Below are 24,160 nucleotides of genomic sequence, written 5' to 3' on the forward strand. Positions count from 1 at the left end.
CCCGGCGGACGGCCCGGCCGCCCGCGAGCCCGGCACCCCAGCGGACCCCGGACCCGGAAGGAGCACTCGTGTCGCCCTCCCCCACCCTTCAGCGCACGGAACCCGAGGCGCTCGCCGCACTCCAGCGCGACCACGGGCGGGCCCTGTTCGGCTTCCTACTCGGCCTGACCGCCGGGGACGCCCAGCGCGCCGAGGACCTCGTCCAGGAGACCCTGGTACGCGTCTGGCAGCACCCGGAGGTGCTGGCGACCGGGCACGACTCCATGCGGCCCTGGCTGTTCACGGTGGCCCGGCGGCTCGCCATCGACGCCCGCCGGGCGCGGCTGTCGCGGCCGCAGGAGGTGGACCCCGACGGACTGGAGCAGGCACCCGCCCCCGAGGACGCGGTGGCCGGCTCGGTCACCGCGATCGACGTGCGGCGGGCGGTGGGCAGCCTGGGACCCGAGCACCGGGCCGTGCTGATGCAGGTCTACTTCCGGGACCGCTCGGTGGCCGAGGCGGCGGAGGAGCTCGGCATCCCCGCCGGGACGGTCAAGTCGCGCACGTACTACGCCCTGCGCGCCCTGCGCAAGGGGCTCCAGGGATACGGGCTCGGGGCCTGACCGGTCCCCCGCGCCGGCGGTCCCGCCGCAGGGCCCGTGGAGAAACACTCAGGGAACGCCCTCGATGGGCACGATCCGGACATGAAGCACACCGATATGGGCACCAGTCCGTGCAAGTTGAGTAAACATCCCCCGTCGCGCGAGCCGTCCGGTGAAGGCTCGGGGATGACGGCGGCAGGCTCGACACGCGGGAGAGGGTGGAACGGTGCAGCCCGAGGGTACGAACGGCACCAGTGACGGCGGACTGGCTGTGCCCATGGCGTGGCTCTACGCGGAGTACATCGCCGACGAACTGCTGCGCACCGGCCGGCTGATCCCGGCGAGCACGCTGGAGTTCCGGGCCGGGCGCGACACGCTCGCGCTGACGATCTACCTCTCGGACGCGGCCGGCGAGCTCTCCGGCATCCGGGTGGTCTCGCAGCTCGACGAGTGGCTCTCCCTGACGGCGTACGGGCACCCCTGGCGCGACTGGGTCCACACCCGGTTCCTCGCCCTGGGCGAGGAGGCCCGCGAGCGCGGCCGCGGCGAGGACCCGGACCTCGAACTGGCCCGGGCGGCATGGCGCTGGCTGGACCGCACGGAGCTCTTCGCCACCAACCTCGACCCGGGCCGCCCCGGCCACGACACCCCCTCGGCGCTGGACGAGAACGCCCGCGTCTGGACCCCGGCCTGGCAGCTCGGCCTGCCGCTGGGACACCTGGCCATGCACCTGTTCTAGGCCCTGTCGTCCGGACCGGCCCCCGCGCCCGCGAGGGCCGTCCGCGCCGGGGCGGCGGCCGCTCAGGCGGATTCGGCCGGGTCCGTCACCAGCCCCGTGAAGTCGGCCTCGTTGCGCTCGGCCCGGCCCACGTACCAGCGGGCGATCAGCCACATCACCGGGTACGCCACCAGCCCCAGGGCCACCCACAGCAGCGGGCCCGCGACCGGCCGGGGCAGCAGGAAGCACAGCGGCAGCAGCCCGAGCACCAGGGCGAGCACCGCCAGCGCCCCCAGTCCGGCGCGCAGCTGGCTGCGCATCAGGGCCCGGACGTAGGTGGCGCCGAGGCTGGTCTGCTCGGAGATCTCCGAGCGGGCGGGGGTGTGCGCGGGCGGACGGCGGCGTGCACCGCGCGGAACGCCGGTCACGATCTCCCGCCTCGGCGGCTGCTGCTGCTCGGCCATGGTGCCGGAGTCTACGCAGCGCGCCGGCTACTTGAGGAGGCGGGAGAGCCTGCGGTCCGCGAGCGGCTTGCCCCCGGTCTGGCAGGTGGGGCAGTACTGGAGCGAGGAGTCCGCGAAGGACACCGAGCGGACGGTGTCCCCGCACACCGGGCACGGCTCGCCGTCCCGGCCGTGGACCCGCAGCCCGCTCTTCTTCTCCGCCTTCAGCTCCCCGGCGGCCAGTCCGTGCGCCCGCTCGACGGCCGCCCGCAGGGTGTCCCGCACGGCCCCGTAGAGGTGCGTGACCTGCTCCTCGTCGAAGGAGGCCGCCAGCTTGAAGGGCGAGACCCGGGCGGCGTGCAGGATCTCGTCGCTGTAGGCGTTGCCGATGCCGGCGATCACGCTCTGGTCGCGGAGCACGCCCTTGATCTGCCGCCGCTCCCCGGCCAGCAGGGCCGCGAAGGCCTCGCGGTCGAAGCCCTCGGCGAGCGGGTCGGGGCCGAGCCGGGCGATGCCCGGAACCTCCTGGGGGTCGCGCACGACGTAGACGGCCAGGCGTTTCTGGGTGCCCGCCTCGGTGAGGTCGAAGCCGCCGCCGCCCTCCAGGGCCAGGCGCAGCGCGAGCGGTCCCTTGCCGGGGCGGGGCGGCCGGTCGGGCAGGGTCTCCCGCCAGTGCAGCCAGCCGGCCCGGGCCAGGTGGGTGACGAGGTGCAGCTCGCCGATCCGCAGGTCGAGGAACTTGCCGTACCGGGCCACGGGGCCGGCGGGCTGTCCTTCGAGGGCGGTCGGGGGAGGGTCGTACGTCTTGAGCACGCTGACCGCGAGCGGGAGGACGCGTTCGACCACCCGCCCGGCGAGGTGTTCGTCGAGGAACTCCCTCAGGGCCTCGACCTCCGGCAGTTCGGGCACCCTCCCAGCCTCCCGCCCCGCCCGGCGCCCCGCGACCGGAGCCACGGGGTGGCTACCCCATCACGAACTCGCACCACACGCACTTGCCGCTGCCCCGGGACTCCACGCCCCAGACGTCCGCCAGCCGGTCCACCAGCATCAGACCCCGCCCCGACACCCCGGCCTCCCCCGCCTCGCGGCGGCGCGGGAGGGCGCTGGAGCGGTCCTCCACCTCCACCCGCAGCCGCCGCTGGGGACCGGCCAGCACGCGCAGGGTCACGATCGCGGGGCCGTCCGTGTGCATCAGGGCGTTCACGATCAGCTCGTCGGCGACCAGTTCGATCTCGTCGGCCCGGTCCCGCGCGCCCCACGAGCGGACCGCCGCGCCGATCATGTGCCGGGCCGCGACGAGCGCCTCGGGGTCCCCGGGAGCCACGTGCTGCTGGAGCCGGCCGCCGCCGGGCCGGGGGTCCTCGCTGTGGCGGCGCAGCAGGAGCAGGGCCATGTCGTCGTCGCCGCCCCGGTCGTCGACCACCTCGCACAGCCGGTCGGCGAGCCGCTGGAGGTCGGCAGGACCGCTCCGGACCAGGGAGGTCAGCAGGGTGACGCCGTCGTCCAGGTCGGCGCCGGGCTGTTCCACCAGCCCGTCGGTGCACAGCAGGAGCGTTTCCCCGGGGTCCAGCTCCACGGTCGTGACCGGGTACTCCAGCCGGCCGAACTCCGCCGAGAGGCCGAGCGGCATCCCGCCCTCCACCGGCAGTCGGCGGCACTCCCCCTCGCTGGTGCGCAGGAGCGGGTCGAGGTGGCCGGCGCGCACCAGCTGGAGCACCCCGGTGGAGAGGTCGGCCTCCACGTAGGTGCAGGTCGCGAAGCGGTCGGTGTCCAGTTCGTGCAGGAAGACCGAGGCCCGGGCCATCACGGTGCCCGGGGAGTGGCCCTCGGCGGCGTAGGCGCGCAGCACGATGCGCAGCTGGCCCATCACGGCCGCCGCGTGGGTGTCGTGTCCCTGGACGTCGCCGATGACGGCGCCGACCCGGCCTCCGGGCAGCGGGATGACGTCGTACCAGTCGCCGCCGATGTCCTGGCCCATCCGGGCGGACCGGTAGCGCACGGCGATCTCCGCGCCGGGGACGGACGGGATCCGGCGGGGCAGCATGGCCTGCTGGAGGCCCTCGGCCAGGTCGTGCTCCTGTTCCAGCAGCATGGCGCGCTGGAGGCTCTGCGCGATGCTGCTGCCCAGGGCGACCAGGAGGTTCCGCTCGTCCTGGCTGAAGCCGTCCTTGTCCTGGTAGAGCAGCCCGATGGCGCCGATCGGCCGGGCCTGCGCGATCAGGGGCAGGTAGGCGGCGGCCGATATGTTCATGTCCGAGATCTTCGACCAGAGCTCGGGGTAGCCCTTGGCGAACTCCTCGGCGGAGTCGAGGAAGCGGGGCTGGAGGGAGCGGACGACCTCGCTCATCGGGTACTGCTCGTCCACGCGGGTGTAGCGGGTTCCGGGCACGAAGCTGTCGGCGGGGCCCTCGGCCACCAAGTGGATCCGGCCGGCCTCGACCAGGCCCATGACCATGCCCATGGAACCGAGCCGCTCCAGGCCGTGGGCGTCGCCGATGACGTCGATGACGTCGCGCACGGTCCGGGCGTGGGCGAGGGCGGCGGTGGTGCTCTCGACGACGGAGGTCTGGCGCCGGCGCTCCTCGTCGAGCCCGAGGCGTTCGGCGGAGTGGCTCAGTTCCTCGGTCGCGTCGCGGACGATGCCGATGATCCGGTACGGGCGGCCGTCCCCGCCGCGCATGACCCGGCCCTGGGTGTGGGTCCAGCGCAGGTTCCCGTCGCGGCGGCGGATGCGGAAGTACGCGCCGTACGTGTCGACGCCGCTCTTGAGGGCGCTGGAGACGAGGGCGTCGAGGCGGGCGGACTCGGCGGGCGGGACGCGCGGGGAGAGCGATCCCGGCCGTCCGTCGTACTCGTCCGGGGTCGTGTCGAAGACGTCGAGGGCCGCCGCGTCCATGTGCATGAGTCCGGTGACCAGGTCCCAGTCGAAACTGCCCATCCGGTTCAGGGACAGGGACCGGCCCGCGTGTGCGGGCCAGTCCTCCGGCAGCGATACGGTGCTCGGCACCGGTCCACCATGACACAGCGGCCCGTCAGGCGCTCTCCAGGTAGGCGGGCTGGTCCGTCTCCCGCTGCCCGTCGGGCGGGCCGTCGGGGGCGGCGGGATCGGCGGGATCGGCCGGCTCCGGGGGCAGGGCCGGGTCGTTGCCGGTGCCCGGGCCGTCGTCCGGGGTCAGGGACAGCCCCGGGTCGGGTGCGCCGGTGCCGGGGAGGTCGCCGCCGGCGTCGGGCGGGGTGGCGGCGGGGCCGTCGGACGGAGGCAGGCCGCCGCTCGGGAGGTCCTGCGGGGAGGCGGGAGCGCGCGGCACGGTACCGGCCCCGGGCGGGCAGGGGGAGGCCGTCGGGGCGTTCGGGGTGGGCGGCGTGCCCGGGGCGTTCGGGGTGGGCGGGTCGGCGGGCACCGCGAAGGGGGCGCCCGAGGGCGGGGCCGGCGGCGGGTTCGGAGTGGTGCGGGCGAGGCCGTTGGGGTCCGCGGGGGCGCAGGGGTCGGCGGGCGGGTCCTCGGGCGGGGTCGGGGGGCCGTTGGGGATGCCGCCGGCGGGGTCGTAGGGGGGAAGCACCCTCGGGGGCTTGTCCTGGGCCCCGTCGTCGCCGGCCTTCCGTTCGATCCAGGTGTTGTCGGCGATGTTCACGATGACCAGCCGGTTGATCGTCTGGATGGTCGGCTCGATGACGATGACCTGGGTGGGCTGGTAGCCGTTCCACTGGTCGCCCTTGAGGACGGGGCTCCCCTTGGGGGCGCGCGGAGGCCCGAGGGGGTTGCCGCAGGCGCAGCGGACCCGGGGCATGCCGTGGTCGTCGACGAGGACGGCCGTGCCGGCCTGGAGCACGGCCTGGTAGCCGTCGGCCCGGCCGTCGCGGAAGCCGTGGCTGGTGACGCGGGTGTCGGCGCGCAGGACGACCGGGGTGAGGGCGCGCAGGAAGTCGGGGAGCTTCTCCTGTTCGATGCCGGCGGCCTGGGCGAAGGTGCGGGCCTTGGCGTCGTCGGAGGTGAGGAAGGCGACCTGGCGTTCCACGTCGCAGCTGCCGAGCCGGCTGGTTCCGCCGTAGAGGCCGGGGGTGGCGGCGCCGACCGTGCGGATGCCCCGGCCGCTCGGGTTGGGCAGCGGGGGCTGGACGGGGGCCGACTCGGCGGTGGCGGAGGAAGGGGTGAAGGGGTCCGGTCCGGCGGCTCCGACGGGCTGGAGGGTGAGCGCCTGGCTTTCGGGGACCGGCCCCTTGGTCTGTTCGGGCCCGGCGCCGCCGCAGCCGGCGGCGATCAGGGAGAGGAGGGCCAGGAGGGCCGTGCGGGCCGGTACGTGACGGCGCGGTGCCTGACGGCGCGCTGCCTGACGGGATGTCGGTGCGGGCACGTCGTTCAGGTCGTTCACGCTGATCTCCCTTTTCGCCCCGGTTGCTCCCTCTTGTCTGCCGCATGTCCCCGGGCACCGCAACCGGAGCGCCGGGCCGCTCCTCCCGGGCGGCGCGGCGCCGGGGCCGGCCGGTGAGCGCGTTCGAAGCACCCGGCGGCCCGCCCCCGGCCGCCACGGGCGCGTGGCGCGGCCGCGCGAGCGGGGCGCCCGGGGCCGATACTGGAGGGGATGGACTGGTTCACCGCGCCCGGCTACTGGCTGAGCCGGCTGGTCTTCCAGCGGGCCCTGGCCGGCGTCTACGTCTTCGCCTTCGTCGGGGCCGCCCTGCAGTTCCGGGCACTGATCGGGGCGCACGGCATGCTGCCCGTCCCGCGCTACGTGCGGTACGTGCCCTTCCGGCACGCCCCGAGCCTGTTCCAACTGCGGTATTCCGACCGGCTCTTCGCCTGCTGCGCCTGGGCCGGGGCGGCCCTGGCCGCCGCCCTCGCCGCCGGGGTGGGGGACCTGGTGCCGCTGGGCGCCGCCATGGGGATGTGGGCGGTGCTGTGGCTGCTGTACCTGTCGATCGTCAACGTCGGCCAGACCTGGTACTCCTTCGGCTGGGAGTCCCTGCTGCTGGAGGCCGGCTTCCTCGCGGTCTTCCTCGGCAACGCGCGGGTCGGGCCGCCCGTGCTGGTGCTGTGGCTGCTGCGGTGGGTGCTGTTCCGCGTGGAGTTCGGCGCGGGGCTGATCAAGATGCGCGGCGACGCCTGCTGGCGCCGGCTGACCTGCCTCTACTACCACCACGAGACGCAGCCGATGCCGGGCCCGCTGAGCTGGTTCTTCCACCACCTGCCGAAGCCGCTGCACCGGGTGGAGTGCGCGGCGAACCACTTCACCCAACTCGTGCTCCCGGTCTTGCTGTTCACTCCCCAGCCGGTGGCCTCGTACGCCGCCGGGATCATCGTGGCCACCCAGCTGTGGCTGGTGCTGTCCGGCAACTTCGCCTGGCTGAACTGGCTGACGATCACGCTCGCCCTGTCGGCGGTGGACTTCACCGGGCTCGCCGGTCCCCCGCCCGCCGCCGCCTCGCGGGGCGGGCCCGTCTGGTACGTGGTCCTGGTGTGCGCCGTGACCGTGCTGGTGCTGGTGCTGAGCCGCAATCCCGTGGCCAATCTGGTCTCGCGCCGCCAGGTGATGAACCGCTCCTTCGACTCCCTGCACCTGGTCAACACGTACGGGGCGTTCGGCACCGTCGGCCGGACCCGCGACGAGGTGGTGGTCGAGGGCACCGCCGACCGAGTCCCCCACGAGGACGGCGACTGGCGCGAGTACGGCTTCAAGGGCAAGCCGGGCGAACCGGGCCGGATGCCGCGCCAGTTCGCCCCGTACCACCTGCGGCTCGACTGGCTTATGTGGTTCGCGGCCCTCTCGCCCGGCTACGCGCGGGACTGGTTCGGGCCGTTCGTGGAGCGGCTGCTGGCGGGCGACCGGGACACGCTGCGGCTGATCCGTCACAACCCCTTCCCGGACGCCCCGCCCCGCTTCGTACGGGCCAGGCTGTACCGCTACCGGTTCACCACCTGGCGGGAGCTGCGCGAGACGGGCGCCTGGTGGCACCGCCGGCTGGTCCGCGAGTACATGCCGCCGACGCGTCTCGCGGAAGCCGCCTCCTCAGAGCCCGAGTAGCGCCGCCTCGCGTTCCGCGGAGATCCCCTTCTCCGGACGGTCGGGGCGCTGCGGAGCGACTCCGCCGATCGACCGGAGCCAGGCCCAGGTGTCGGCGACGGTCTCCTCGACCGGCCGGCAGACGAGGCCCGCCTCAAGGGCCTTGGTGACGTCGGCGCCGAACATGTAGTCGTACAGCTCGCCTTCCGGGAGCCAGATGGGCAGTTCGGTCCAGGGCTCGATCCCCGCCTCCAGGATCACGGCCGCGTCGGTCCAGCGCGGGTCGAGCGCGGTGCCGGTGGCGGCGGCGCAGGCGTCCAGGAGGCTGCCCATGGTGGCGTGGCCGACCGGGGAGACGAGGTTGTGGGCCCCGCCGCGGCCGGCCTCGGACGCGTCCAGGGTCCAGCGCGCGAGGTCGCGTACGTCGATGTACTGGAGCGGCAGCTCGCGGGGGCCGGGAGCGAGGAGGGGGCCGCCCCGGGCGACGCGGTTCAGCCACCAGGGCAGCCGGCCGACGTTCTCGTACGGGCCGAGGATCAGCCCGGCGCGCACGAGCAGCGCACGGTCGCCGAAGGCGTCCAGGGCGGCGAGTTCGGCGCCCCGCTTGTCCTCGGCGTACGCGGTGGAGCCGGCGTCGGGCGAGCCCTCGACCAGCGGGCCGTCCTCCGCGAGACCGGCCGGGGCGGGGTAGGCGTGCACCGAGCGGCTGGAGATGTACGTGTACCGGCCGACGCGGTCCGCGAGCAGGCGGGCACTGTCGCGGACGGCCGTGGGGGCGCCGCCCCAGGTGTCCACGACGAGGTCCCACTCCCCCTCGGCGAGGGCGGCCGGTCCGCCGGGGGCGGTGCGGTCGCCGTGCAGCACGGAGGTTCCCGGCGGGGGCGCGTGGTGCCCCCGGTGGAAGACGGTGACGTCCCAGCCACGGTCCAGGGCGTCTTCGGTGATCGCGCGCCCGACGAATTCGGTCCCGCCCAGCATCAGAAGTCTCATGCGTCCGACCCTGCCGGATGGGGCGGGGCGGGAGAAGGCGTGATCGCCGACAGCGATGACGCTGACGGCGTAGGAGCTCCGGGAACCGGCGGGCGGGGACTGCGGGCATGCCGCGCCCCCGTCGCCGTGGGGCGCGGGGGCGGGTAGGGGGATCCGGCCCGGGGGCCGGTGCCCGTGTCGTCAGTCGATGCCGGGCAGGATGTGCGGCTCCGCCAGGTCGTCCTCGTAGCCCGCCAGCCGGATGGGTGCGGATCGGGCCCAGACCTCGAGGCTGCCGAGTTCGTCGGACCGCGTGCTCGTGGTCGGCCCCCGTCCCGTGCGTTCCAGAGTCGGTTCGGGCTTCTTCGTCTCAGTCACCGCGCACTCCCTATGTGTCGCGTAACCCGGCGGGCGGGGCCGCGCGCCGGATAGGAGGGAAATCAGATGGTCGTCCGGACGCGGTGGCGCCGTGGTGGAGCGGCGCCCGGGTGGGGCACCTTGCGCCTTAGGGTACACATATGAGCGGGGGTCCGCTCGATGGAACGGTAAAATCCGCGCCGAACCGATCGTTTTGCGCCCCGGTTCCCGGAAGTCGTACGCCGGCACGCGCACCGGGCCGATCTGCTCGGCGGCGGTGGCGCGTGCGCGCGGACGGCGGAGTGAGCCGGTGCGGCCATGTCGGAGTTGCCCACGGTCGACAGTGTCGGCGAGCCGGGGGAACTCCCGCACGCCCACCGGGGCGGCCACGCGCTCGGGACGGCGGCTCCGGCGCGCCGCCGGGGCGGCGGGAGGGCCGGTGACCACTGCGGGAACCGGCGGCCGCCGGGCCCGTCGAAGCCGGTACGGGGTTCGCCCGTACGAGTGAGGGGCCGGCCCGTCTCGACGAGACGGGCCGGCCCCTCAGGGGCGTTCGGGCGGGGATGCCTACCAGTTGGCGGGGGCGTAGTCCTTCAGGAAGACCCCGTACAGGTCGTCGCCGGCCTCGCCCCGGACGATCGGGTCGTAGACGCGCGCGGCGCCGTCGACCAGGTCGAGGGGCGCGTGGAAGCCCTCCTCGGCGAGGCGCAGCTTGTCGAAGTGCGGGCGCTCGTCGGTGATCCAGCCCGTGTCGACCGAGGTCATCAGGATGCGGTCGGTCTGGAACATCTCCTGGCCGCTGGTCCGCGTCACCATGTTCATCGCGGCCTTGGCTGCATTGGTGTTCGGGTGCCCGGCACCCTTGTAGCCGCGGCTGAACACGCCCTCCATCGCGGAGACGTTGACGACGTACGCACGCCCGCTGGACGCCTTCCGGGCGGCCTCGGCCATGGCCGGCCGCAGGGCGCTGATCAGGATGAACGGCGAGGTGTAGTTGCACAGCTGGGTCTCGAGCAGCTCCACCGGGGAGATCTGGTCGATGGTCTGCACCCAGGTGTTGCTCTCGACGACGTCGGGCAGCAGGCCGCCCGCGTCGATGGCGGTACCGGCGAGGTGCCGCTCCAGGCTTGCGTTGCCCGCGACCAGGGCGAGGTCGGCGACCTTCTGCGCCTCCAGCCCGCTCACGCCGACGGGCAGCGCCGACAGGCCGTCGACCGCGCCGGAGTTGAAGGCACCGATGACGTGGTGGGCGGGGAGCTCGCCGGCGGGGAGCGGGGCGCTCTCCCCCTCGACCAGCGCGGCGTACGCGGTGGGCAGGCGGCGCACCGTCTGCGTCGCGTTGTTGATCAGGATGTCGAGCGGGCCGGCCTCGGCCACCTGCTCGGCGAGCGCCACGGACTGGCCCGGGTCGCGCAGGTCGATGCCGACGACCTCGAGGCGGTGCAGCCAGTCCGCCGAGTCCTCCATCGCCTTGAAGCGGCGGATGGCGTCCTTGGGGAAGCGGGTGGTGATCGTGGTGTGCGCGCCGTCGCGCAGCAGGCGCAGCGCGATGTACATACCGATCTTGGCCCGGCCGCCGGTGAGCAGCGCGCGCTTGCCCGTGAGGTCGGCGCGGGCCTCCCGCTTGGTGCGGTTCTCGACGGCGCAGGCCGGGCAGAGCTGGTGGTAGAAGTAGTCGACCTCGACGTAACGCGTCTTGCAGACGTAGCAGGAGCGCGGGCGCTGGAGTATCCCGGCGATCCGGCCGGCCTCGGTCACGGAGGAGGGCAGGATGCCCTCCGTCTCGTCGTCGATGCGCTCGGCGGAGCCGGTCGCGGTCGCCTCGGTGACGGCCCTGTCGTTGGCGGTCTTGGCCGCGCGGCGCTCCTGGCGGCGGCGCTGCTTGACCGTCCGGTAGATGCCGGCGGTGGCACGGCGTACGGTGATGGCGTCGGGGTGGTCGACGTCGATCTTGTCGAGCTCGTCGAGCACGCTGAGGCAGACGGCGAGGCGCTCGGGGTCGATGCCCGGCCCGTATGCGTGGTTGTCTTCGGTCACCGTCATGGCCGCTGCCGTTCCTTGCTCGCTCGTCCGCGTCCGCCTGCTGCGGAAGTCCTCAAAACCGCAACTGTACGGATCCGACACGCCCGGAACCAAACCCGTGCCCGCCGGCTTCACCGACCGCGAGCGTGCCGTCACGGTATGGAAGGGATCAAGCGGCTTCGTCCCCCCCTCGGGCGGCTTGCGCGTACTCCCGCTGGTGTATGTCAGGAGGATGACTCGGCCCGCGATCAAGACTCCTCCGGGCGGATGAAGAGCGTCTCCCGTTCGGGCATGGTGGATCTCATGAGTGCCCTGGCCCTGTCGGTTCTGCTCTGCCTGGTCTCCGCCGTCGCCTACGCGGCGGGCGCGATCGTCCAGGAACACGTCGCGGCGAGTTCGCCGGACCGCCCCTGCGCCCCGCTGCGCCGTGCGGGCTGGTGGGCGGCGGTCGCGCTGAACGGCCTCGGCGCACTGCTGCACGTGGTGGCGCTGGCGTACGGTCCGCTGAGCCTGGTCCAGCCGCTCGGCGCGCTGACCATCGTGTTCGCGCTTCCGATGGCGGCCGTCTTCGTACGGCGCCGGGCGGGCGCGGCGGCGTGGCGCGGGGCGCTGCTGGCGACGGCGGGCCTGGCGGGGCTGCTCGCCCTGACGGGCGGGGACGGCCGCGGGGACCAGGCCCTCTCGGGCGGTGAGCGGAGCCTGCTGCTGACGTTGACGGCGGCCGGGGCGGCGGCGCTGGTCCCGGCGGCGGGGCGGATGCGGCGGGCGGTGCTGCGCAGCGTGCTTCTGGCCGCGGCGGCCGGTACGGCCTTCGGGATGGGCTCCGTGTTCACGAAGTCGGTGGCCGAGGGCTTCTCCCCCGGGGCCCCGGGCTCGCTGTGGCCGGACCTCGCGGCGATCGCCGTGCTGGCGGCGGGCGGGCTGCTGCTGTCCCAGGCCGCCTACCGGGGGGCGGGGCTGACTGCCCCGCTGGCCACGGTGACCGTCGTCAACCCGGTGGTCGCCGCCGCGGTCGGGGTCTCGCTGTTCGACGAGGGTTTCCGGTACGGGACCGCCGGGGCGGTGGCGGCGCTGGTGTGCGGCGCCGCGGCGGCGGCCGGCCTGGTGCTGCTCACGGCCGTGCCGCCGCACGTGCGCGGGTCAGATTCCGACGCCCTTGCCGCGGAGGTACTTCAGCGGGTCGATGTCGGATCCGTAGCCGGGTCCGGTGCGCATCTCGAAGTGCAGGTGCGGCCCGCTGGAGTTGCCGGTCGAGCCGGAGCGGCCGATCCGCTGGCCTCCGGACACCTGCTGGCCGGCCTTGACGCCCAGCGCGGACAGGTGGGCGTACTGGGAGTAGCGGCCGTCAGTGTGCTTGATGACGACCTGGTAGCCGTACGCCCCGGCCCAGCCGGCCGACTGGACCGTGCCGGGTCCGACCGCCTTGACGCTGGTGCCGGTGGGCACCGGGAAGTCGATGCCCGTGTGGTAGCCGCTGGACCAGGAGGATCCCGCGACGCGGTAGGCGGTGCCGATGCCGGAGTCGACGGGCGAGGTGAAGGCGCCGCTGCCCGAGGCGGGCTTCTGCTCCGCTGAGACGGGCTTGCCGGCGGGCTTGGCGGCCGGCTCGGGCCCGGGCTTGGGCGTCTCGGCGGGCTTCGGCTTCTCGGCCGGCTTGGCCTGTTCGGGCTTCTGCTGCTCGGGCTTGGCCTGTTCGGGCTTGGCCTGCTCCGGCTTGGGCGCGGCCGGTTCCACGGGCTTGACCGGCTCGGCGGTGCGCGGCGGCTTCTCCGGGTTCTGGGCCGGCGGGGCGGTGGTGATCCGGAGGGTGAGCCGCTGACCCGGGAAGATCAGGTTCGGGTTGCCGCCGACGGTCGACCGGTTCGTCTCGTACAGGGCCTGCCAGCCGCCCTCCACGTGCTGCTCGGAGGCGATCGTCGAGAGGGAGTCCCCGGGGGCGACGACGTACGGGTGCGGCAGGACGGAGGTCCCGGTCGGGCTGGGCGTGCTGACGGGGGCCCCGGTGGTGGCCTTGGTCGGCTGGATCCGGTCCTTGGGCGCCTGCCCCTGCGGCGGCTTCGCCCGCGTCGCGGAGGGTTTGGCGGGAGCGGCGCCGGTCTGCGGGGCGGCCGCACTGCGGCTGAGTCCGGCCTTGGGCCCGCAGGCGGGCCACGCCTTGGGCCCCTGCCCCTTGAGCACCTTCTCGGCGACCGCGATCTGCTGGTCCTTGGTGGCCAGGTCGGCCCGGGGGGCGAATGCGGTGCCGCCGAATTCGCGCCAGGTGCTCTGGCTGAACTGGAGACCGCCGTAGTAGCCGTTCCCCGTGTTCGTCTTCCAGTTGTTGGTGGACTCGCAGGCGGCGACCTTGTTCCAGGTGTCCCCGGAGGCGGCCTGCGCGTCCACGGCTCCCATGAGGGGGAGCGCGATGCCGGCGCCGCCGGCGGTGACGGCGAGCGAGGCCCGGTTGATGCTGCTCGGCTGGTACCGGCGGTGCCGGCCCCGTACACCCATGGGAGCCCCCCTGGAAGACATCAGGAACCGCACAACCTAACGGCGGCCCGATGGTCTGACAAGGGCGACAACCAGCCGTCCCACGAGGTGAGTTGACGCTCACGCGGGAGTCGGACCCCGGTCGGCCCACACCGGAGACGGGGGAGCTGCGGGGCCGGGGAATCCCTACCGCGTCCGGCGGCTCGCCACCGCCACCGACCTGGTCAAGACGGTCAAGGAACGCGGCGCACGGCGTTCCGTCGGCGCGGAGGGCACCCGCGCCTTGCTCCTCCAGGAGCACGCGGGCGTGGTCCACGAGACGGGAGCCGACCGGCGCGCCTTTCGGCCACCGCCGGCCTGCAAGGGCCCGAAGCCCGGCGCCGTCATGACACGGATCTCGGCATCGACGGGTTGCGGCCGGCGGGCCCCGGTGCCGGTCAGGGACAACCTGTGGGCATGGGGTCTCCGGCTCCCGGCCGGGCACGGGCCAGGACCGCGGGCGCGCGGCAGGCCGCGTACGGGCCCGGCGAGGTCACCGTACGGGTCCTGCCCCGCACCCGGACGTCAGCTCAGCGGCCCCGGCTGCGGGATCGGCGCGGGCCCCGGGGGCGGGGGCACGGGGTCGGGCTCGGGTACCGGCCCCGGTACCGGTGGCACGGGGCGCGGCACGGGCTCCGGGTCCGGCAGCGGCGGGAACGGGTTGGGGCCCGGCCCGGGGTCCGGTACGGGCGGCTGCGTCTGCTCAAGTTTTCGCACCATACCGCCCACCTTCCCCCGATCTCAGCCGGTACGCCCCCCGGCGAGGGCGACGGCCAGCCCCGCCGCGGGGCTGGACAGCACCGGGACGCGGGTCCGCACCAGGGCGGCGGCCCCGGCCATGGAGACCTGCGCCAGGACGATGACGTCGGCGTCCGTGACGGCGTCCGCGGCCCCGGCGACCGCGGCGAGGTACCCGTCCTCGTCCCCGGCCGTGAACCGCTCCCAGGCGCCCGGCACCACCCGGCTGCGCACGGCCCGTGCCCCTTCCTCGGCCAGCAGGGCCCCGGTCGGCGCCAGGGTCGACTCCACCGAGGCCAGCACGACGATCCGCGGGCCCTTCCGCACGGCCTCGGCGGCCATCGGCCGGTCCACCCGGAGCACCGGGAACCCGAGCTCGGGAGCCAGGGACTCCGCGACGCCCGCGATGCTCGAGCAGGTGACCAGCACGGGCCCGCCGCACTCCGCCAGCACGGCCCGCACCTCGGCCTCCACGGCCTCCGGCCCCCGCTCCCGGGCCATGTCCAGCAGCTCGGGAACCACCAGATGCCGCAGCACGGCCCCCGGGTGCTCCCGTTCGCGCAGCGCCTCGAAGACCGGGACGTGCACCGGGGAGGTGTGGAGCAGCGTCAGCCCGGTCACCACAGGTCGGCGTCCCGCTCCAGCCGCGCCCGGGCGGCCTCGACGACCGCGGCCGGCGCCTCGGGCGCCTGCTCGGGATGCCGGCCGGCCCAGCTCGCCGCGTACGGACAGAGCGGCACGACGGGCACCCCCTGCGCCGCGGCGATCCCGTAGAACCCCTTCACGAGCTCCGCGCCGATCCCCCGGCCCTCCTGCCCCGGCTCCACGACGGTGTGCACCGCCACCAGGGCGTGGGGTTCCGCCGCGAGCACGAAGTACGCGATGAACCCGACCACCCTCCGGTCCTCGACGGCCAGCAGCCGCCCGGCCTTCCGCTCGTCCACCAGCTCGATCGCCACGGCCCCGCTCCTTCAGCTCAGACAGCCACGGAATGAGGGCTGCGCTCCTGGTCCGTCCCGGGCACCGGGGCGGACGGGTCCGCCCCCAGCTCGACGATCCTGTTGTCCCCGTCCACGTGCACGACGCGCGGCTTGAGCGCCCGCGCCTCGGCGTCGTCCACCTGGGCGTAGCTGATGAGGATCACCAGGTCCCCGGGGTGCACGAGATGCGCGGCGGCCCCGTTGATCCCGATGACGCCGGACCCCCGCTCCCCCTCGATGACGTACGTCTCGAGCCGCGCCCCGTTGGTGATGTCCACGATGTGGACGAGCTCCCCGGGCAGCAGGTCGGCGGCATCGAGCAGATCGGCATCGATGGTCACGGACCCCACGTAGTGCAGGTCGGCCTGCGTCACGGTGGCTCGGTGGATCTTGGACTTGAACATGGTACGAAGCATGCGAATACTCCCGGTGTGTCTGCTCCCTGCCTGCTCATTGCAGGTCAAGGGCGGTCCCCGCAGATTACAGCCATTCGCATGTCCGGTCAGCTCTCCCCAGCTCTCTCAGGACTCGCGCTGACCGACTGCCGAACCTTCGCCATGGACTCCGTGGCACTCCTGGAACGCGGCAGCGTGGTCGACGCCTGGACCACGGAGGCATCCGCCGGCGCCACCCCGCCTCGCCGCCGCGAAGACACGGCCGTCGGCCTGCCCGTCGGCGGCGACATGGCCCTGGACGGGGCAGCCAATGCGCGCGAACTCGCTCAAGCGCACGGACCTGGAGGCGCCGGAGGCCGGAGCTGGGAGCCATGAGCAGCAAGCTGCTGGATACGGTCGATTCCATGCATGCGCAGTGCGCGTCACGGCGGTGATCGATCAACTACGGGTCCAGATCGATCAACGGAGACTTCCGTTCCAGTCAAGGCCACCTGGCGTACCCGAACTGACTATGCTCGCCTCGCGTGTTGCACTGCACTCACCGCGAGTCGAACGTCGCATTGCGCGCAGACGGAGCCTGGCCGCGGGAGGCGTGACCACCGATGCGATCTCGAACCGGCCCGTCGGGCGCACCCATTGGAACATCTCTGCCCGGTCGAGCGAAGTCCCGACCGTTCTTGTCGGCGCGCCGCATCACGCCCAGTCCACCAATTCCAGACTGTTTAGGGACCCTTCGATGGTTCGTGCAGGTTCAACCCCTAGAGCGCTGCCACGTGCAGTGGCTCCAGCATGGCTTATCCCCCCTGGTGTTCTGGCCGGGGCCTGCGTTGTGGCGCTGATCTTTGTACCCGCCCAGATACGCACGCCGGTTGCCTGGTGCGGCCTCGTCGCGGTCGTCCTGACGGCCGTCGCTTCGGCTGAGACGGCGCGCCGGACGCACTTGGCGGAGGCGGCCCGCTACGCACGGGCCAATGCCGAGGTGCAGCGGTACTACGCGCAACGCGAGACCGTGCTGCTCGCACGCCTGTCCGATCAGCGGGCCACCACTGTATGGCTCGCCGAAGAGCTCCTCCCCGCGGCTGTCGCCCGCCTGCAGAAGGGTGAGCCCCCTTCGGAGATCCTGCAGTCCGTCCCGTTCGGGGAACATCTCGACAGCGAGTTCGCCGAAGCGCTCCGGGCAGCTCTGCGGACGCTCCTGGAAGCCGTGGAGGCCGAGGAACGCACACGGGACTCGTCGCAGCGGGCACTGGTGGCGATCGCCCGGCGGGTCCAGGCGATCGTGCATCAACTCGCCAAGGACCTGCGCGACATGCAGATCCTGCACGGCACGGATGTAGTGGTCTCCCATGGCCTGCAGGACATCGACCATCGCAACGCCCTGATCGGGCGCCTTGCGGCCAGCATCGCGGTACTGGGTGACGCCCGGCCCGGGCGTCAGTGGTCGAAGGCGATCCCTCTCTACGACATCGTGCGAGGGGCCATGTCACGCATCGTGGACTATCCCCGCGTGAAGCTGCAGTCGGTGACAGAGGTGGCTGTGATCGGCCAGGGAGCCGAGCCGCTGATCCACCTGCTCGCCGAGTTGCTCGACAACGCCACTACCTTCTCACCGCCGCACGCCCCGGTCGAGGTGACCGCGAGCGAGGTGCCCTCCGGTGTCGCGATCGAGATCGAGGACCGTGGTGTCGGGCTCACCGAAGAGGCCCGCCAGCGCGTCGACCGCGTCATGGCTCAGGCATCGTCCGGCATGGATCTGGCCGACCTGGGCGAGGCGACGCAGCTCGGCCTGCCCGTCGTCAGCCGGCTGGCCCGCGAGCACGGCCTCGACGTCGACCTGCGCACCTCCGCGTACGGGGGCGTGCGGGCCGTCGTGCTCGTTCCGCGGCGCCTGATCACGACGGTTCAGCAGCCCGCCTCGAAAGTCCAGCAGTTCACGCCGAGGCCCACGGGCACACCGGCCGCGCCGAGGCCGACGATGACGCACGATGCCGCAGCGGGTTCCGTCGGGGCCGAAAAGACGGTCAACGGACTGCCTCAACGGCGACGCGAGTCACCCGTCCCCACACCGGTCGTCCGCACGACCCCCCATCCGCCGGCCGCTCCGGCCGCCACCCCGGGAACGGCCGGCGCACCCCGGCAGCCGGGCCTGATGTGGGAGGCGTTCAGCGGCGAGAAGAGGCCGAGTGCGGGCCCTTCCATTCGAACCAACGAGCCATCAGACGAGGGTGAGTAACCGTGCCGCCACTGCCCAACATGGACTGGATGCTCAAGGAGCTGGCAACCAGCGTCCCGTACGTGCGACACGTGGTCGTGTTGTCATCGGACGGTCTGTGCATCGGTCAAGCGAACACGGAGCCCGACACCGCTGACGCGATCGCCGCCGCCTGCTCGGGAATCCAAAGCCTGGCGAAGGCCATCGCACAGAAGTTCCCGCACGGAGACGGCTCGACCCACATGGTGGGAATCGAAGTCGACGGCGGGTACTTCTCCCTCATGGCGGCCGGTCCCGGGGCCAATCTCGCGGTGCTGGCCGACGCGGAGGTGGACGCGGGCCTGCTGGGCGACCGCATGCGCACGCTGGTGGTCAGGATCGGCCAGCACATGACCAGCCCGCCTCGTGAGGACGTCGGGCAGGCGATGTGACGTCACAGAACCGGAAAGCATGGGACGAAGGCAGTCCCGTGCCGCTTTATGTCATCTCCGGTGGCCCGGGTTCCTCCGCCAAAGCCTTCAACCTGGTCACCCTCATCTCATCGAGGTCCGCACCCGAACCCGGTATGCAGCCCGAGCAGGCGGCCATCCTCACCATGTGCCAGTACCCGCTGTCGGTGGCCGAGATCTCCGCGTACCTCAGCCTGCCGTTCAGCGTCATCACGGTGCTGCTCTCCAAGCTCGTGGACAACGAGCGGGTGCAGGCCACTGCTCCCGTTCCCGTCGCGGCGGTCCCCGAACTCGGCCTTCTGGAGGCGGTGATCCATGGACTACGCAGGCTCTGACGCTCCCGCCGCCGGCCCCCGCCGCTCGGACGTGCTGCTGCCGCACGGCGCCAGGGGGGTCAAGGTCGTGATCGTCGGCGGCTTCGGGGTGGGCAAGACGACCATGGTCGGGGCGGTGAGCGAGATCCCGCCCCTGACCACCGAAGAATCCATGACTCAGGCCGGCGTCGGGATCGACCACAATCCCGGTGCGGAACGCAAGAACACCACGACCGTTGCTCTGGACTTCGGTCGCATCAGCATCAACGAGGAGCTGATCCTCTATCTCTTCGGGACGCCGGGACAGGAGCGCTTCTGGTTCCTGTGGAACGGCATCTTCGAAGGCGCGCTCGGTGCCGTGGTCCTCGTCGACACCCGCAGGATCGAAGTCTGTTTCGAGATCATCACCCGTCTGGAAGACCGCCGCGTCCCCTTCGTCGTGGCCGTCAACACCTTCCCCGAGGCGCCGCAGCACCCGGTACCAGCCCTGCGTACCGCTCTGGCGCTCAACGAATCGGTGCCCATCATCACCTGTGACGCACGCGACCGGTCGTCCAGCCGCGACGCCCTGCTCTCGCTGATGGGTTACCTGTGCACCCTCGCCGCCGCTCAGGAGTCCGTATGACCGTCCCACCCACTGACCACACCTCCACGGAACCAGGGCTCACCCCGCCTCCGGGTTGCCCGGCACACACCGCCACGGGACTCGACGCGGCGACCCCGCTCTGGGGCGTCGCGGCCGAGACCGACCCCATGGGCCTGTACGAAAAGTTGCGTGCCGCCCACGGTCCGGTGGCGCCCGTCCTGCTCGACGGGGACGTACGGGCCTGGCTCGTCCTGGGATACCTCGAGAACCGTGATGTGGCCAGCCGCTCCACCCAGTTCTCCCGCGACCCCCGCACCTGGCACGGCTGGAAGAGTGGCGAGATCGACGCCACCACCTCGCCACTGGTGCCGATGATCGGCTGGCGACCCGACTGCGTATGTGCGGACGGCGAAGAGCACCAGCGCCTGCGGGGCGCGGTCACGGCCGGCCTCAACCAGTTCGACCAGCGCGGAATCCGCCGCCACATCACCCGCTTCGCGCACCAGCTGGTCGATGATTTCTGCGAAACGGGCAGGGCGGAGCTGGTCGGTCAGTTCACCGAGCACCTGCCCATGCTCGTCCTCACCCACCTGCTCGGAATGCCGGACGAGTACGGTCCCAAGCTCGTGCACGCCGCCCGGGACCTCTTCAAGGGAACCGAAACGTCGCTCGCGAGCAACGCCTATGTGCTGGAGACCCTCGAACAGCTCGTCGTCGCCAAGCGCGCTCTGCCCGGGCAGGACATCGCATCCGTGCTGATGGCCCACCCGGCCGGCCTCACGGACGAGGAGGTGCAGCACCACCTGCGTCTCATCCTGCTCGCGGGCTATGAGACGACCGCCAATCTCATGTCCAACGTACTGCGAATGGCGGTCACCGACCCACGGTTCCGCGGGTCGTTGGCCGGGGGCCAGATGACCTTGCCGGAAGCAGTGGAGCAAGTGCTCTGGGACGAGCCACCGCTGATGGTGTGCCCCGGCCGCTGGGCCACCGGTGACACCTCCCTCGGAGGACAGCAGATCAAGGCGGGAGACATGCTCCTGCTGGGCCTGGCCGCCGGGAACGTCGATCCCGTGGTCCGCCCGGACCCCTCGACCCGCGTGCACCACAACCGCGCGCACCTGTCGTTCAGCGCCGGCGCGCATGAGTGCCCCGGCCAGGACATCGGCCGCGTCATCGCCGACACCGGCATCGACATCCTGCTCACCCGGCTTCCCGACATCAGCCTGGCCGTACCCGAGGAAGACCTCACCTGGCGCTCCTCCACCTGGTCCCGGCATCTGACGGCGCTACCCGTGAAGTTCGCGTCCCGCAGTCCGGAAGCCCACGATGTCCTGACACCGCTGCCGGCCGCGCCCCCGCCAAGCAGCGGTGTTCCGACGGCGCCGCAATGGCCCTTGCCAGAGGAGCAGTTGTCGCGTCCGACCGAACCCCGCACCTCGTGGCGGGCGCGGCTGAGGTGGTTCCTGCGGAGGCTGTAGGCCTCGCAGCCCGCATCAGTTCACGCGCGCCGTCGACGTCGTGGGGCCTGATGACGCTGAGACACACCGCTCGACGGTGGGCGCAGCGGCGGCGGAAGTCCGTTGCGCCGGGAACGGACCGTCCGCCGGAGCGTAGCGGGGCGCCCCGGTGTACCACGCGTGGAGGCCGGACAGGAAGCTGCGGGCTCCCCGGAGCCACGCCTCCAGCTCGATCCGTTCGCCGTGGTTCAACCCGGCTCGCTGGACGACCGGGGGCAGTTCGCTCCGTGTGAGGTGCTCGAAGTGGCGCAGCCGGGCGGTCACCAGATCGGCGGCCGCGTGCATCGCCTCCTGGACAGTGATGCGCAGGGATGTCTGGAGGACTATGACGAGGTTGTTGACGTCGTGTTCGTCATGGACTTCCCGCTGATAGGAGGCGATGTCGTTCGCCATTCCCATGTAGTCCATGAAGGCGTCGAGCAGTGCGCGGAAGGCCCGGCTGTGCCGGATCCGCTCAGGGATCCGTGCTCCGGTGGAGAGTTCGACGGAGTAGGGGGCGGTATAGGCGGCAAAGCTTTCACGGCGGAACTGGGCATACTCGATGAGGTCCGGGACACGGCCGGCGCGGCTGTTGGCCAGTTCCTGAACTCCCGCGTCGATGTACCTTGCCAGGGCACGGTTGAGCCCCTGCCGCCAGTGCGCCATTCTCGGGGGGAACAGCCGCTGCTGGAGGTAGGCCATGCCCCTTTCGACGGCGTTGGTCGGCTCCGGCAACCGGGCGCCCGGCTCCGGCGGTATGAAGGCATGGAGGCGGGCGGTGAAGGCTTGTGCGCCTGTGAGGTCGCCCGTCCGTTTGAAGGCGGAGGCGAAGTAGTCGTCCCAGGCCAGAGCCCAGAGGTTGAGCCGGTGATTGAGCCGGAGGTCGGTGAGTGAGGCGTCAGGAAGAGCCCAGGCGGTCAGCTGGTCAACGGCCATGGCGTGGAACTGGGACAGGGTCCAGATCGCCCGGCGGGCCGGCGGTGCTCCGCCGCTGTCCAGCATGCCCATCTCTCGCGCCCACGTCTCGGTCTCCTCGCGCAGGGCCAGCAGGTACGGATTCACCCGCACCGGGTACGGCATCCTCAGTATGGGCAGCTTGATGGCCTGCACTGTCATGAGATCCCTGCTTCCCTTTCGGCGCGCCTCGTTGTGTTGCGTGTCGCCCCGGCGCGCCCTGCGCAATTGCAGGGGCGGACGTCAGAACCCGCGCGCGGTGGGCGAGCTCCAAAACGTGCGCCCACCCCGGCCATTCCGCAACCCCACACAGCCGTGCTCGGCCCGTGATTTAGGCCGGTTTGAGGGGAATGAAACGATCTTTCTGGGTCAACTTGGCTCAAATTCGATCCAGAAGCTGGCCATGATCAACCAATGATCGTCAGTCGGCATGCGCGCCCGCGCGGGGCCACGAGACGGGACGCCCCTCCGGACGACGCCACGGGCGGTCTGGATGCCGGTCCCGAGGGCGGTCTCCGGCGGGGGCCCGACCCGCAGCCCGGCCGCGGTGGCCGCGTCGATCACCGCCGCGGCGTCGGCAGCGCGAGCACGGCGGCTTCACCGTCACAGGAGCCCCGCCGAACCGTTTCCGTTCAGGAAAATATGCGGTTCGGGTACGCTCTCGCAGATGTTTTTGCGGTGATCCATTGACCGGACTCAAGGCGCCCGGCTAGAAAGATCACGATCAGGACCGCGGTCACCGTTCCGGTCCGTACAGCTCTGCCCGGGACCGGGACGGGGCTGCGGTCGTCGTCGCCGCGGGGCCGCCGTGCCGCGGTTGGTGCGCGGCCTGGAGAAGGCCGGCGCGGCCGGCGCCCGCCCGAACCGCATCTGTCACACCCGTACAACCGAAACAGGTAAGCGAGCACCATGACCGTACAGCGACGGCACGACCCGGACGAGCGCGGCTTCGCCAGCGACAACTACGCGGGGGCGCACCCGGAGGTCCTTGCGGCGATCGCCCTGGCCAACGGCGGCCACCAGGTCAGCTACGGCGCCGACGTCTACACCGAGCGCCTCCAGGAAGTGGTGCGCGGACACTTCGGCCCCACCGCGCAGACGTACCCGGTCTTCAACGGCACCGGCGCGAACGTGGTCGCGCTCCAGACCATGCTCGACCGCTGGGAGGCCGTGGTCTGCGCCGAGTCGGCCCACATCAACGTCGACGAGGGCGGGGCGCCCGAGAAGGTCGCCGGGATCAAGCTCCTGACGGTGTCCACCTGGGACGGCAAGCTCACCCCCGAGCTGATCGACCGGCAGGCATGGGGATTCGAGGACGAGCACCGGGCCCGGCCCAAGGTCGTCTCGATCGCCCAGTCCACCGAGCTCGGTACCTGCTACACGCCGGACGAGATCCGTGCGATCTGCGACCACGCGCACGGCCTCGGCATGCTCGTCTACCTGGACGGGGCCCGGCTCGCCAACGCCGCCGCCACCCTCGGTGTGTCCCTGCGCGAGATGACCACCGACGTCGGCGTGGACGTCCTCTCGCTCGGCGGCACCAAGAACGGGCTGCTCTTCGGCGAGGCGGTGATCGTGCTCAACGAGGACGCGGTGCGCGGCATGGCTCACCTGCGCAAGACGAGCATGCAGCTGGGCTCCAAGATGCGGTTCATGTCGGTGCAGTTCGAGGCGCTGCTGGGCGGTGACCTCTGGCTGCGCTCGGCGGCCCGTTCGAACGCGATGACCCGGCGGCTGTACGAGGCGGTGCGCGAACTGCCGGGCCTGGAGATCGCCCGCCCGGTGCAGGCCAATCAGATCTTCGCCGTCCTGCCGCCGGCCGTGACCGAGCGTCTTCAGAAGCGTTTCCGCTTCTACACCTGGGACGAGCAGGCCGGCGAGGTCCGCTGGATGACCTCCTTCGACACCACCGAGGCCGACGTGGACGCGTTCGCGGCGGCGATAGCGGAGGAACTGGAGGTGGAGCGGGGCGATGGGCCGGCGGGCGGGCTGACCACGGCCGAGCGGGAGGAACTGGTGCGGCTGCGCCGTCAGGTCCTCGAGATGGAGGCGACGATCGAAGCCCTGGGAAAAACGCCCTCCTTCTCCGCGAACCACCCGTAGACGGCGGCGGAGGCGCGAGAGGCCGGGCGAGCGTCCCGGCCTCGGGGCAGGAGAAGCGCGGACAGGGCGTCCGGTGCCGGCTCCCACGGCTCGCCGGCAGGCTCGGTGATCGTCTGAGGAGGCGGCTCCGCCGCTGCCGCCGCCGGTGACGCGGCCGTACGGCCGAGGGGCGGCCCCCGCCTCCGCCTCCGCCTCCGCCTCCGCCTCCAAGGACCGCTGGTGGCCGCACAGGTGCCTGTCTCCGGCGGCTGCCCGCGGTGTCTGTCAGGCCGGGGACACCGTTCCTCCCGCGTTGCGCATCATGCGCTGCAGTACTTCAGCGTGATCAGGTAT

At 72.4% G+C, this 24,160-nt stretch carries 23 protein-coding genes and 1 pseudogene; 11 read left to right on the forward strand and 13 right to left on the reverse strand.

Going from position 1 to position 24,160, the window contains the following annotated elements:
• Window positions 1-68 precede the first annotated feature (68 nt).
• Together ACZ51S_RS05980 and ACZ51S_RS05985 are read left to right on the forward strand one after the other, a co-directional pair.
• Entirely contained in the window at window positions 69-602 is a 534-nt protein-coding gene (locus ACZ51S_RS05980; RefSeq protein WP_468802656.1) for a sigma-70 family RNA polymerase sigma factor, read from the forward strand.
• 256 nt (window positions 603-858) lie between these two features.
• Window positions 859-1,320 carry a hypothetical protein gene (locus tag ACZ51S_RS05985; protein WP_388932251.1) on the forward strand — a complete coding sequence of 154 codons (462 nt, stop codon included), beginning with the start codon at window positions 859-861 and terminating at the stop codon, window positions 1,318-1,320.
• A gap of 62 nt (window positions 1,321-1,382) precedes the next feature.
• Here ACZ51S_RS05985 and ACZ51S_RS05990 read toward each other — a convergent pair whose 3' ends face one another.
• From ACZ51S_RS05990 to ACZ51S_RS06005, 4 genes are read right to left on the reverse strand one after another with little or no spacing between them, the layout of a single operon-like run.
• The gene (locus tag ACZ51S_RS05990; RefSeq protein WP_388931623.1) at window positions 1,383-1,763 is read right to left on the reverse strand and encodes a hypothetical protein; all 381 of its coding nucleotides are present in this window, start codon (window positions 1,761-1,763) and stop codon (window positions 1,383-1,385) included.
• 27 nt (window positions 1,764-1,790) lie between these two features.
• Complete coding sequence (locus ACZ51S_RS05995; RefSeq protein ID WP_468479813.1) at window positions 1,791-2,651, reverse strand: Fpg/Nei family DNA glycosylase; 861 nt, start codon at window positions 2,649-2,651, stop codon at window positions 1,791-1,793.
• 52 nt (window positions 2,652-2,703) lie between these two features.
• The gene (locus ACZ51S_RS06000) at window positions 2,704-4,767 is read right to left on the reverse strand and encodes a SpoIIE family protein phosphatase (protein ID WP_468479823.1); all 2,064 of its coding nucleotides are present in this window, start codon (window positions 4,765-4,767) and stop codon (window positions 2,704-2,706) included.
• A gap of 7 nt (window positions 4,768-4,774) precedes the next feature.
• Window positions 4,775-6,112, reverse strand: a complete 1,338-nt coding sequence (locus tag ACZ51S_RS06005; RefSeq protein ID WP_468479814.1) for a DUF6777 domain-containing protein — start codon at window positions 6,110-6,112, stop codon at window positions 4,775-4,777.
• A 210-nt stretch (window positions 6,113-6,322) separates the two neighbouring features.
• On the opposite strand from ACZ51S_RS06005, the gene ACZ51S_RS06010 reads away from it, so the two are divergent.
• Window positions 6,323-7,762: a lipase maturation factor family protein gene (locus tag ACZ51S_RS06010; protein WP_468479815.1), complete on the forward strand. Its 1,440-nt coding sequence runs from the start codon at window positions 6,323-6,325 to the stop codon at window positions 7,760-7,762.
• On the opposite strand, the gene ACZ51S_RS06015 is transcribed toward ACZ51S_RS06010, so the two are convergent.
• From ACZ51S_RS06015 to ACZ51S_RS06025, 3 genes are all read right to left on the reverse strand, one after another.
• Window positions 7,748-8,731 carry an NAD-dependent epimerase/dehydratase family protein gene (locus ACZ51S_RS06015; RefSeq protein ID WP_468479816.1) on the reverse strand — a complete coding sequence of 328 codons (984 nt, stop codon included), beginning with the start codon at window positions 8,729-8,731 and terminating at the stop codon, window positions 7,748-7,750. The two genes, ACZ51S_RS06010 and ACZ51S_RS06015, sit on opposite strands and share 15 nt — an antisense overlap.
• 180 nt (window positions 8,732-8,911) lie before the next feature.
• A complete protein-coding gene (locus ACZ51S_RS06020; RefSeq protein WP_468479817.1) occupies window positions 8,912-9,088 on the reverse strand; it encodes a hypothetical protein in 177 nt (58 codons plus the stop codon).
• A 546-nt stretch (window positions 9,089-9,634) separates the two neighbouring features.
• Window positions 9,635-11,110 (reverse strand): SDR family NAD(P)-dependent oxidoreductase, encoded by a 1,476-nt coding sequence (locus ACZ51S_RS06025; RefSeq protein ID WP_468479818.1) that lies wholly within the window; start codon window positions 11,108-11,110, stop codon window positions 9,635-9,637.
• A gap of 282 nt (window positions 11,111-11,392) precedes the next feature.
• Here ACZ51S_RS06025 and ACZ51S_RS06030 point away from each other — a divergent pair.
• Window positions 11,393-12,109, forward strand: a pseudogene (locus tag ACZ51S_RS06030) (DMT family transporter); the annotation flags it as partial.
• On the opposite strand, the gene ACZ51S_RS06035 reads toward ACZ51S_RS06030, so the two are convergent.
• The 5 genes from ACZ51S_RS06035 to panD all read right to left on the reverse strand — a co-directional run bounded on the left by ACZ51S_RS06035 (window position 12,031) and on the right by panD (window position 15,731).
• Window positions 12,031-12,204 carry a hypothetical protein gene (locus ACZ51S_RS06035; protein ID WP_468960218.1) on the reverse strand — a complete coding sequence of 58 codons (174 nt, stop codon included), beginning with the start codon at window positions 12,202-12,204 and terminating at the stop codon, window positions 12,031-12,033. The pseudogene ACZ51S_RS06030 and the gene ACZ51S_RS06035 sit on opposite strands and share 79 nt — an antisense overlap.
• Window positions 12,205-12,229: 25 nt before the next feature.
• Window positions 12,230-13,579, reverse strand: coding sequence for a transglycosylase family protein (locus ACZ51S_RS06040; RefSeq protein ID WP_468959882.1), 1,350 nt, complete (start codon window positions 13,577-13,579; stop codon window positions 12,230-12,232).
• Window positions 13,580-14,338: 759 nt separating this feature from the next.
• Entirely contained in the window at window positions 14,339-14,959 is a 621-nt protein-coding gene (locus tag ACZ51S_RS06045) for an arylsulfatase (RefSeq protein WP_468479821.1), read from the reverse strand.
• Window positions 14,953-15,294, reverse strand: coding sequence for a GNAT family N-acetyltransferase (locus ACZ51S_RS06050; RefSeq protein ID WP_468479822.1), 342 nt, complete (start codon window positions 15,292-15,294; stop codon window positions 14,953-14,955). Before ACZ51S_RS06050 ends, ACZ51S_RS06045 begins: the two co-directional genes overlap by 7 nt.
• A 17-nt stretch (window positions 15,295-15,311) precedes the next feature.
• Complete coding sequence (gene panD / locus ACZ51S_RS06055; RefSeq protein ID WP_468479926.1) at window positions 15,312-15,731, reverse strand: aspartate 1-decarboxylase; 420 nt, start codon at window positions 15,729-15,731, stop codon at window positions 15,312-15,314.
• Window positions 15,732-15,809: 78 nt separating this feature from the next.
• On the opposite strand from panD, the gene ACZ51S_RS06060 reads away from it, so the two are divergent.
• The 6 genes from ACZ51S_RS06060 (at window position 15,810) to ACZ51S_RS06085 (ending at window position 20,752) form a co-directional block, all read left to right on the forward strand.
• Window positions 15,810-16,085, forward strand: a complete 276-nt coding sequence (locus ACZ51S_RS06060; protein WP_468479927.1) for a hypothetical protein — start codon at window positions 15,810-15,812, stop codon at window positions 16,083-16,085.
• Between the two features lie 454 nt (window positions 16,086-16,539).
• A complete protein-coding gene (locus ACZ51S_RS06065) occupies window positions 16,540-17,943 on the forward strand; it encodes an ATP-binding protein (protein WP_468479928.1) in 1,404 nt (467 codons plus the stop codon).
• Between the two features lie 20 nt (window positions 17,944-17,963).
• Window positions 17,964-18,353: a roadblock/LC7 domain-containing protein gene (locus ACZ51S_RS06070; RefSeq protein WP_468479929.1), complete on the forward strand. Its 390-nt coding sequence runs from the start codon at window positions 17,964-17,966 to the stop codon at window positions 18,351-18,353.
• 38 nt (window positions 18,354-18,391) lie between these two features.
• Window positions 18,392-18,706 (forward strand): DUF742 domain-containing protein, encoded by a 315-nt coding sequence (locus ACZ51S_RS06075; RefSeq protein ID WP_362055927.1) that lies wholly within the window; start codon window positions 18,392-18,394, stop codon window positions 18,704-18,706.
• Window positions 18,687-19,310 (forward strand): GTP-binding protein, encoded by a 624-nt coding sequence (locus ACZ51S_RS06080; RefSeq protein WP_468479930.1) that lies wholly within the window; start codon window positions 18,687-18,689, stop codon window positions 19,308-19,310. Before ACZ51S_RS06075 ends, ACZ51S_RS06080 begins: the two co-directional genes overlap by 20 nt.
• Entirely contained in the window at window positions 19,307-20,752 is a 1,446-nt protein-coding gene (locus ACZ51S_RS06085; protein WP_468479931.1) for a cytochrome P450, read from the forward strand. Before ACZ51S_RS06080 ends, ACZ51S_RS06085 begins: the two co-directional genes overlap by 4 nt.
• A gap of 15 nt (window positions 20,753-20,767) precedes the next feature.
• On the opposite strand, the gene ACZ51S_RS06090 is transcribed toward ACZ51S_RS06085, so the two are convergent.
• On the reverse strand, window positions 20,768-21,886 hold the full coding sequence (locus ACZ51S_RS06090) for a terpene synthase family protein (protein ID WP_468885794.1): 1,119 nt from the start codon (window positions 21,884-21,886) through the stop codon (window positions 20,768-20,770).
• A gap of 747 nt (window positions 21,887-22,633) precedes the next feature.
• On the opposite strand from ACZ51S_RS06090, the gene ACZ51S_RS06095 reads away from it, so the two are divergent.
• The gene (locus ACZ51S_RS06095; RefSeq protein ID WP_468479933.1) at window positions 22,634-23,827 is read left to right on the forward strand and encodes a threonine aldolase family protein; all 1,194 of its coding nucleotides are present in this window, start codon (window positions 22,634-22,636) and stop codon (window positions 23,825-23,827) included.
• Window positions 23,828-24,160: the final 333 nt, after the last annotated feature.

It is taken from the genome of Streptomyces sp. NPDC034043, assembly GCF_055575675.1.

Bases quoted from the DNA above. Each gene is read 5' to 3' on its own strand.
- ACZ51S_RS05985 (WP_388932251.1), top strand. From the start codon at position 859: ATGGCGTGGCTCTACGCGGAGTACATCGCCGACGAACTGCTGCGCACC.
- ACZ51S_RS05990 (WP_388931623.1), bottom strand. From the start codon at position 1,763: ATGGCCGAGCAGCAGCAGCCGCCGAGGCGGGAGATCGTGACCGGCGTT.
- ACZ51S_RS06010 (WP_468479815.1), top strand. From the start codon at position 6,323: ATGGACTGGTTCACCGCGCCCGGCTACTGGCTGAGCCGGCTGGTCTTC.
- ACZ51S_RS06015 (WP_468479816.1), bottom strand. From the start codon at position 8,731: ATGAGACTTCTGATGCTGGGCGGGACCGAATTCGTCGGGCGCGCGATC.
- ACZ51S_RS06025 (WP_468479818.1), bottom strand. From the start codon at position 11,110: ATGACGGTGACCGAAGACAACCACGCATACGGGCCGGGCATCGACCCC.
- ACZ51S_RS06040 (WP_468959882.1), bottom strand. From the start codon at position 13,579: ATGGGTGTACGGGGCCGGCACCGCCGGTACCAGCCGAGCAGCATCAAC.
- panD (WP_468479926.1), bottom strand. From the start codon at position 15,731: ATGCTTCGTACCATGTTCAAGTCCAAGATCCACCGAGCCACCGTGACG.
- ACZ51S_RS06060 (WP_468479927.1), top strand. From the start codon at position 15,810: ATGTCCGGTCAGCTCTCCCCAGCTCTCTCAGGACTCGCGCTGACCGAC.
- ACZ51S_RS06070 (WP_468479929.1), top strand. From the start codon at position 17,964: ATGGACTGGATGCTCAAGGAGCTGGCAACCAGCGTCCCGTACGTGCGA.
- ACZ51S_RS06080 (WP_468479930.1), top strand. From the start codon at position 18,687: ATGGACTACGCAGGCTCTGACGCTCCCGCCGCCGGCCCCCGCCGCTCG.
- ACZ51S_RS06085 (WP_468479931.1), top strand. From the start codon at position 19,307: ATGACCGTCCCACCCACTGACCACACCTCCACGGAACCAGGGCTCACC.
- ACZ51S_RS06090 (WP_468885794.1), bottom strand. From the start codon at position 21,886: ATGACAGTGCAGGCCATCAAGCTGCCCATACTGAGGATGCCGTACCCG.
- ACZ51S_RS06095 (WP_468479933.1), top strand. From the start codon at position 22,634: ATGACCGTACAGCGACGGCACGACCCGGACGAGCGCGGCTTCGCCAGC.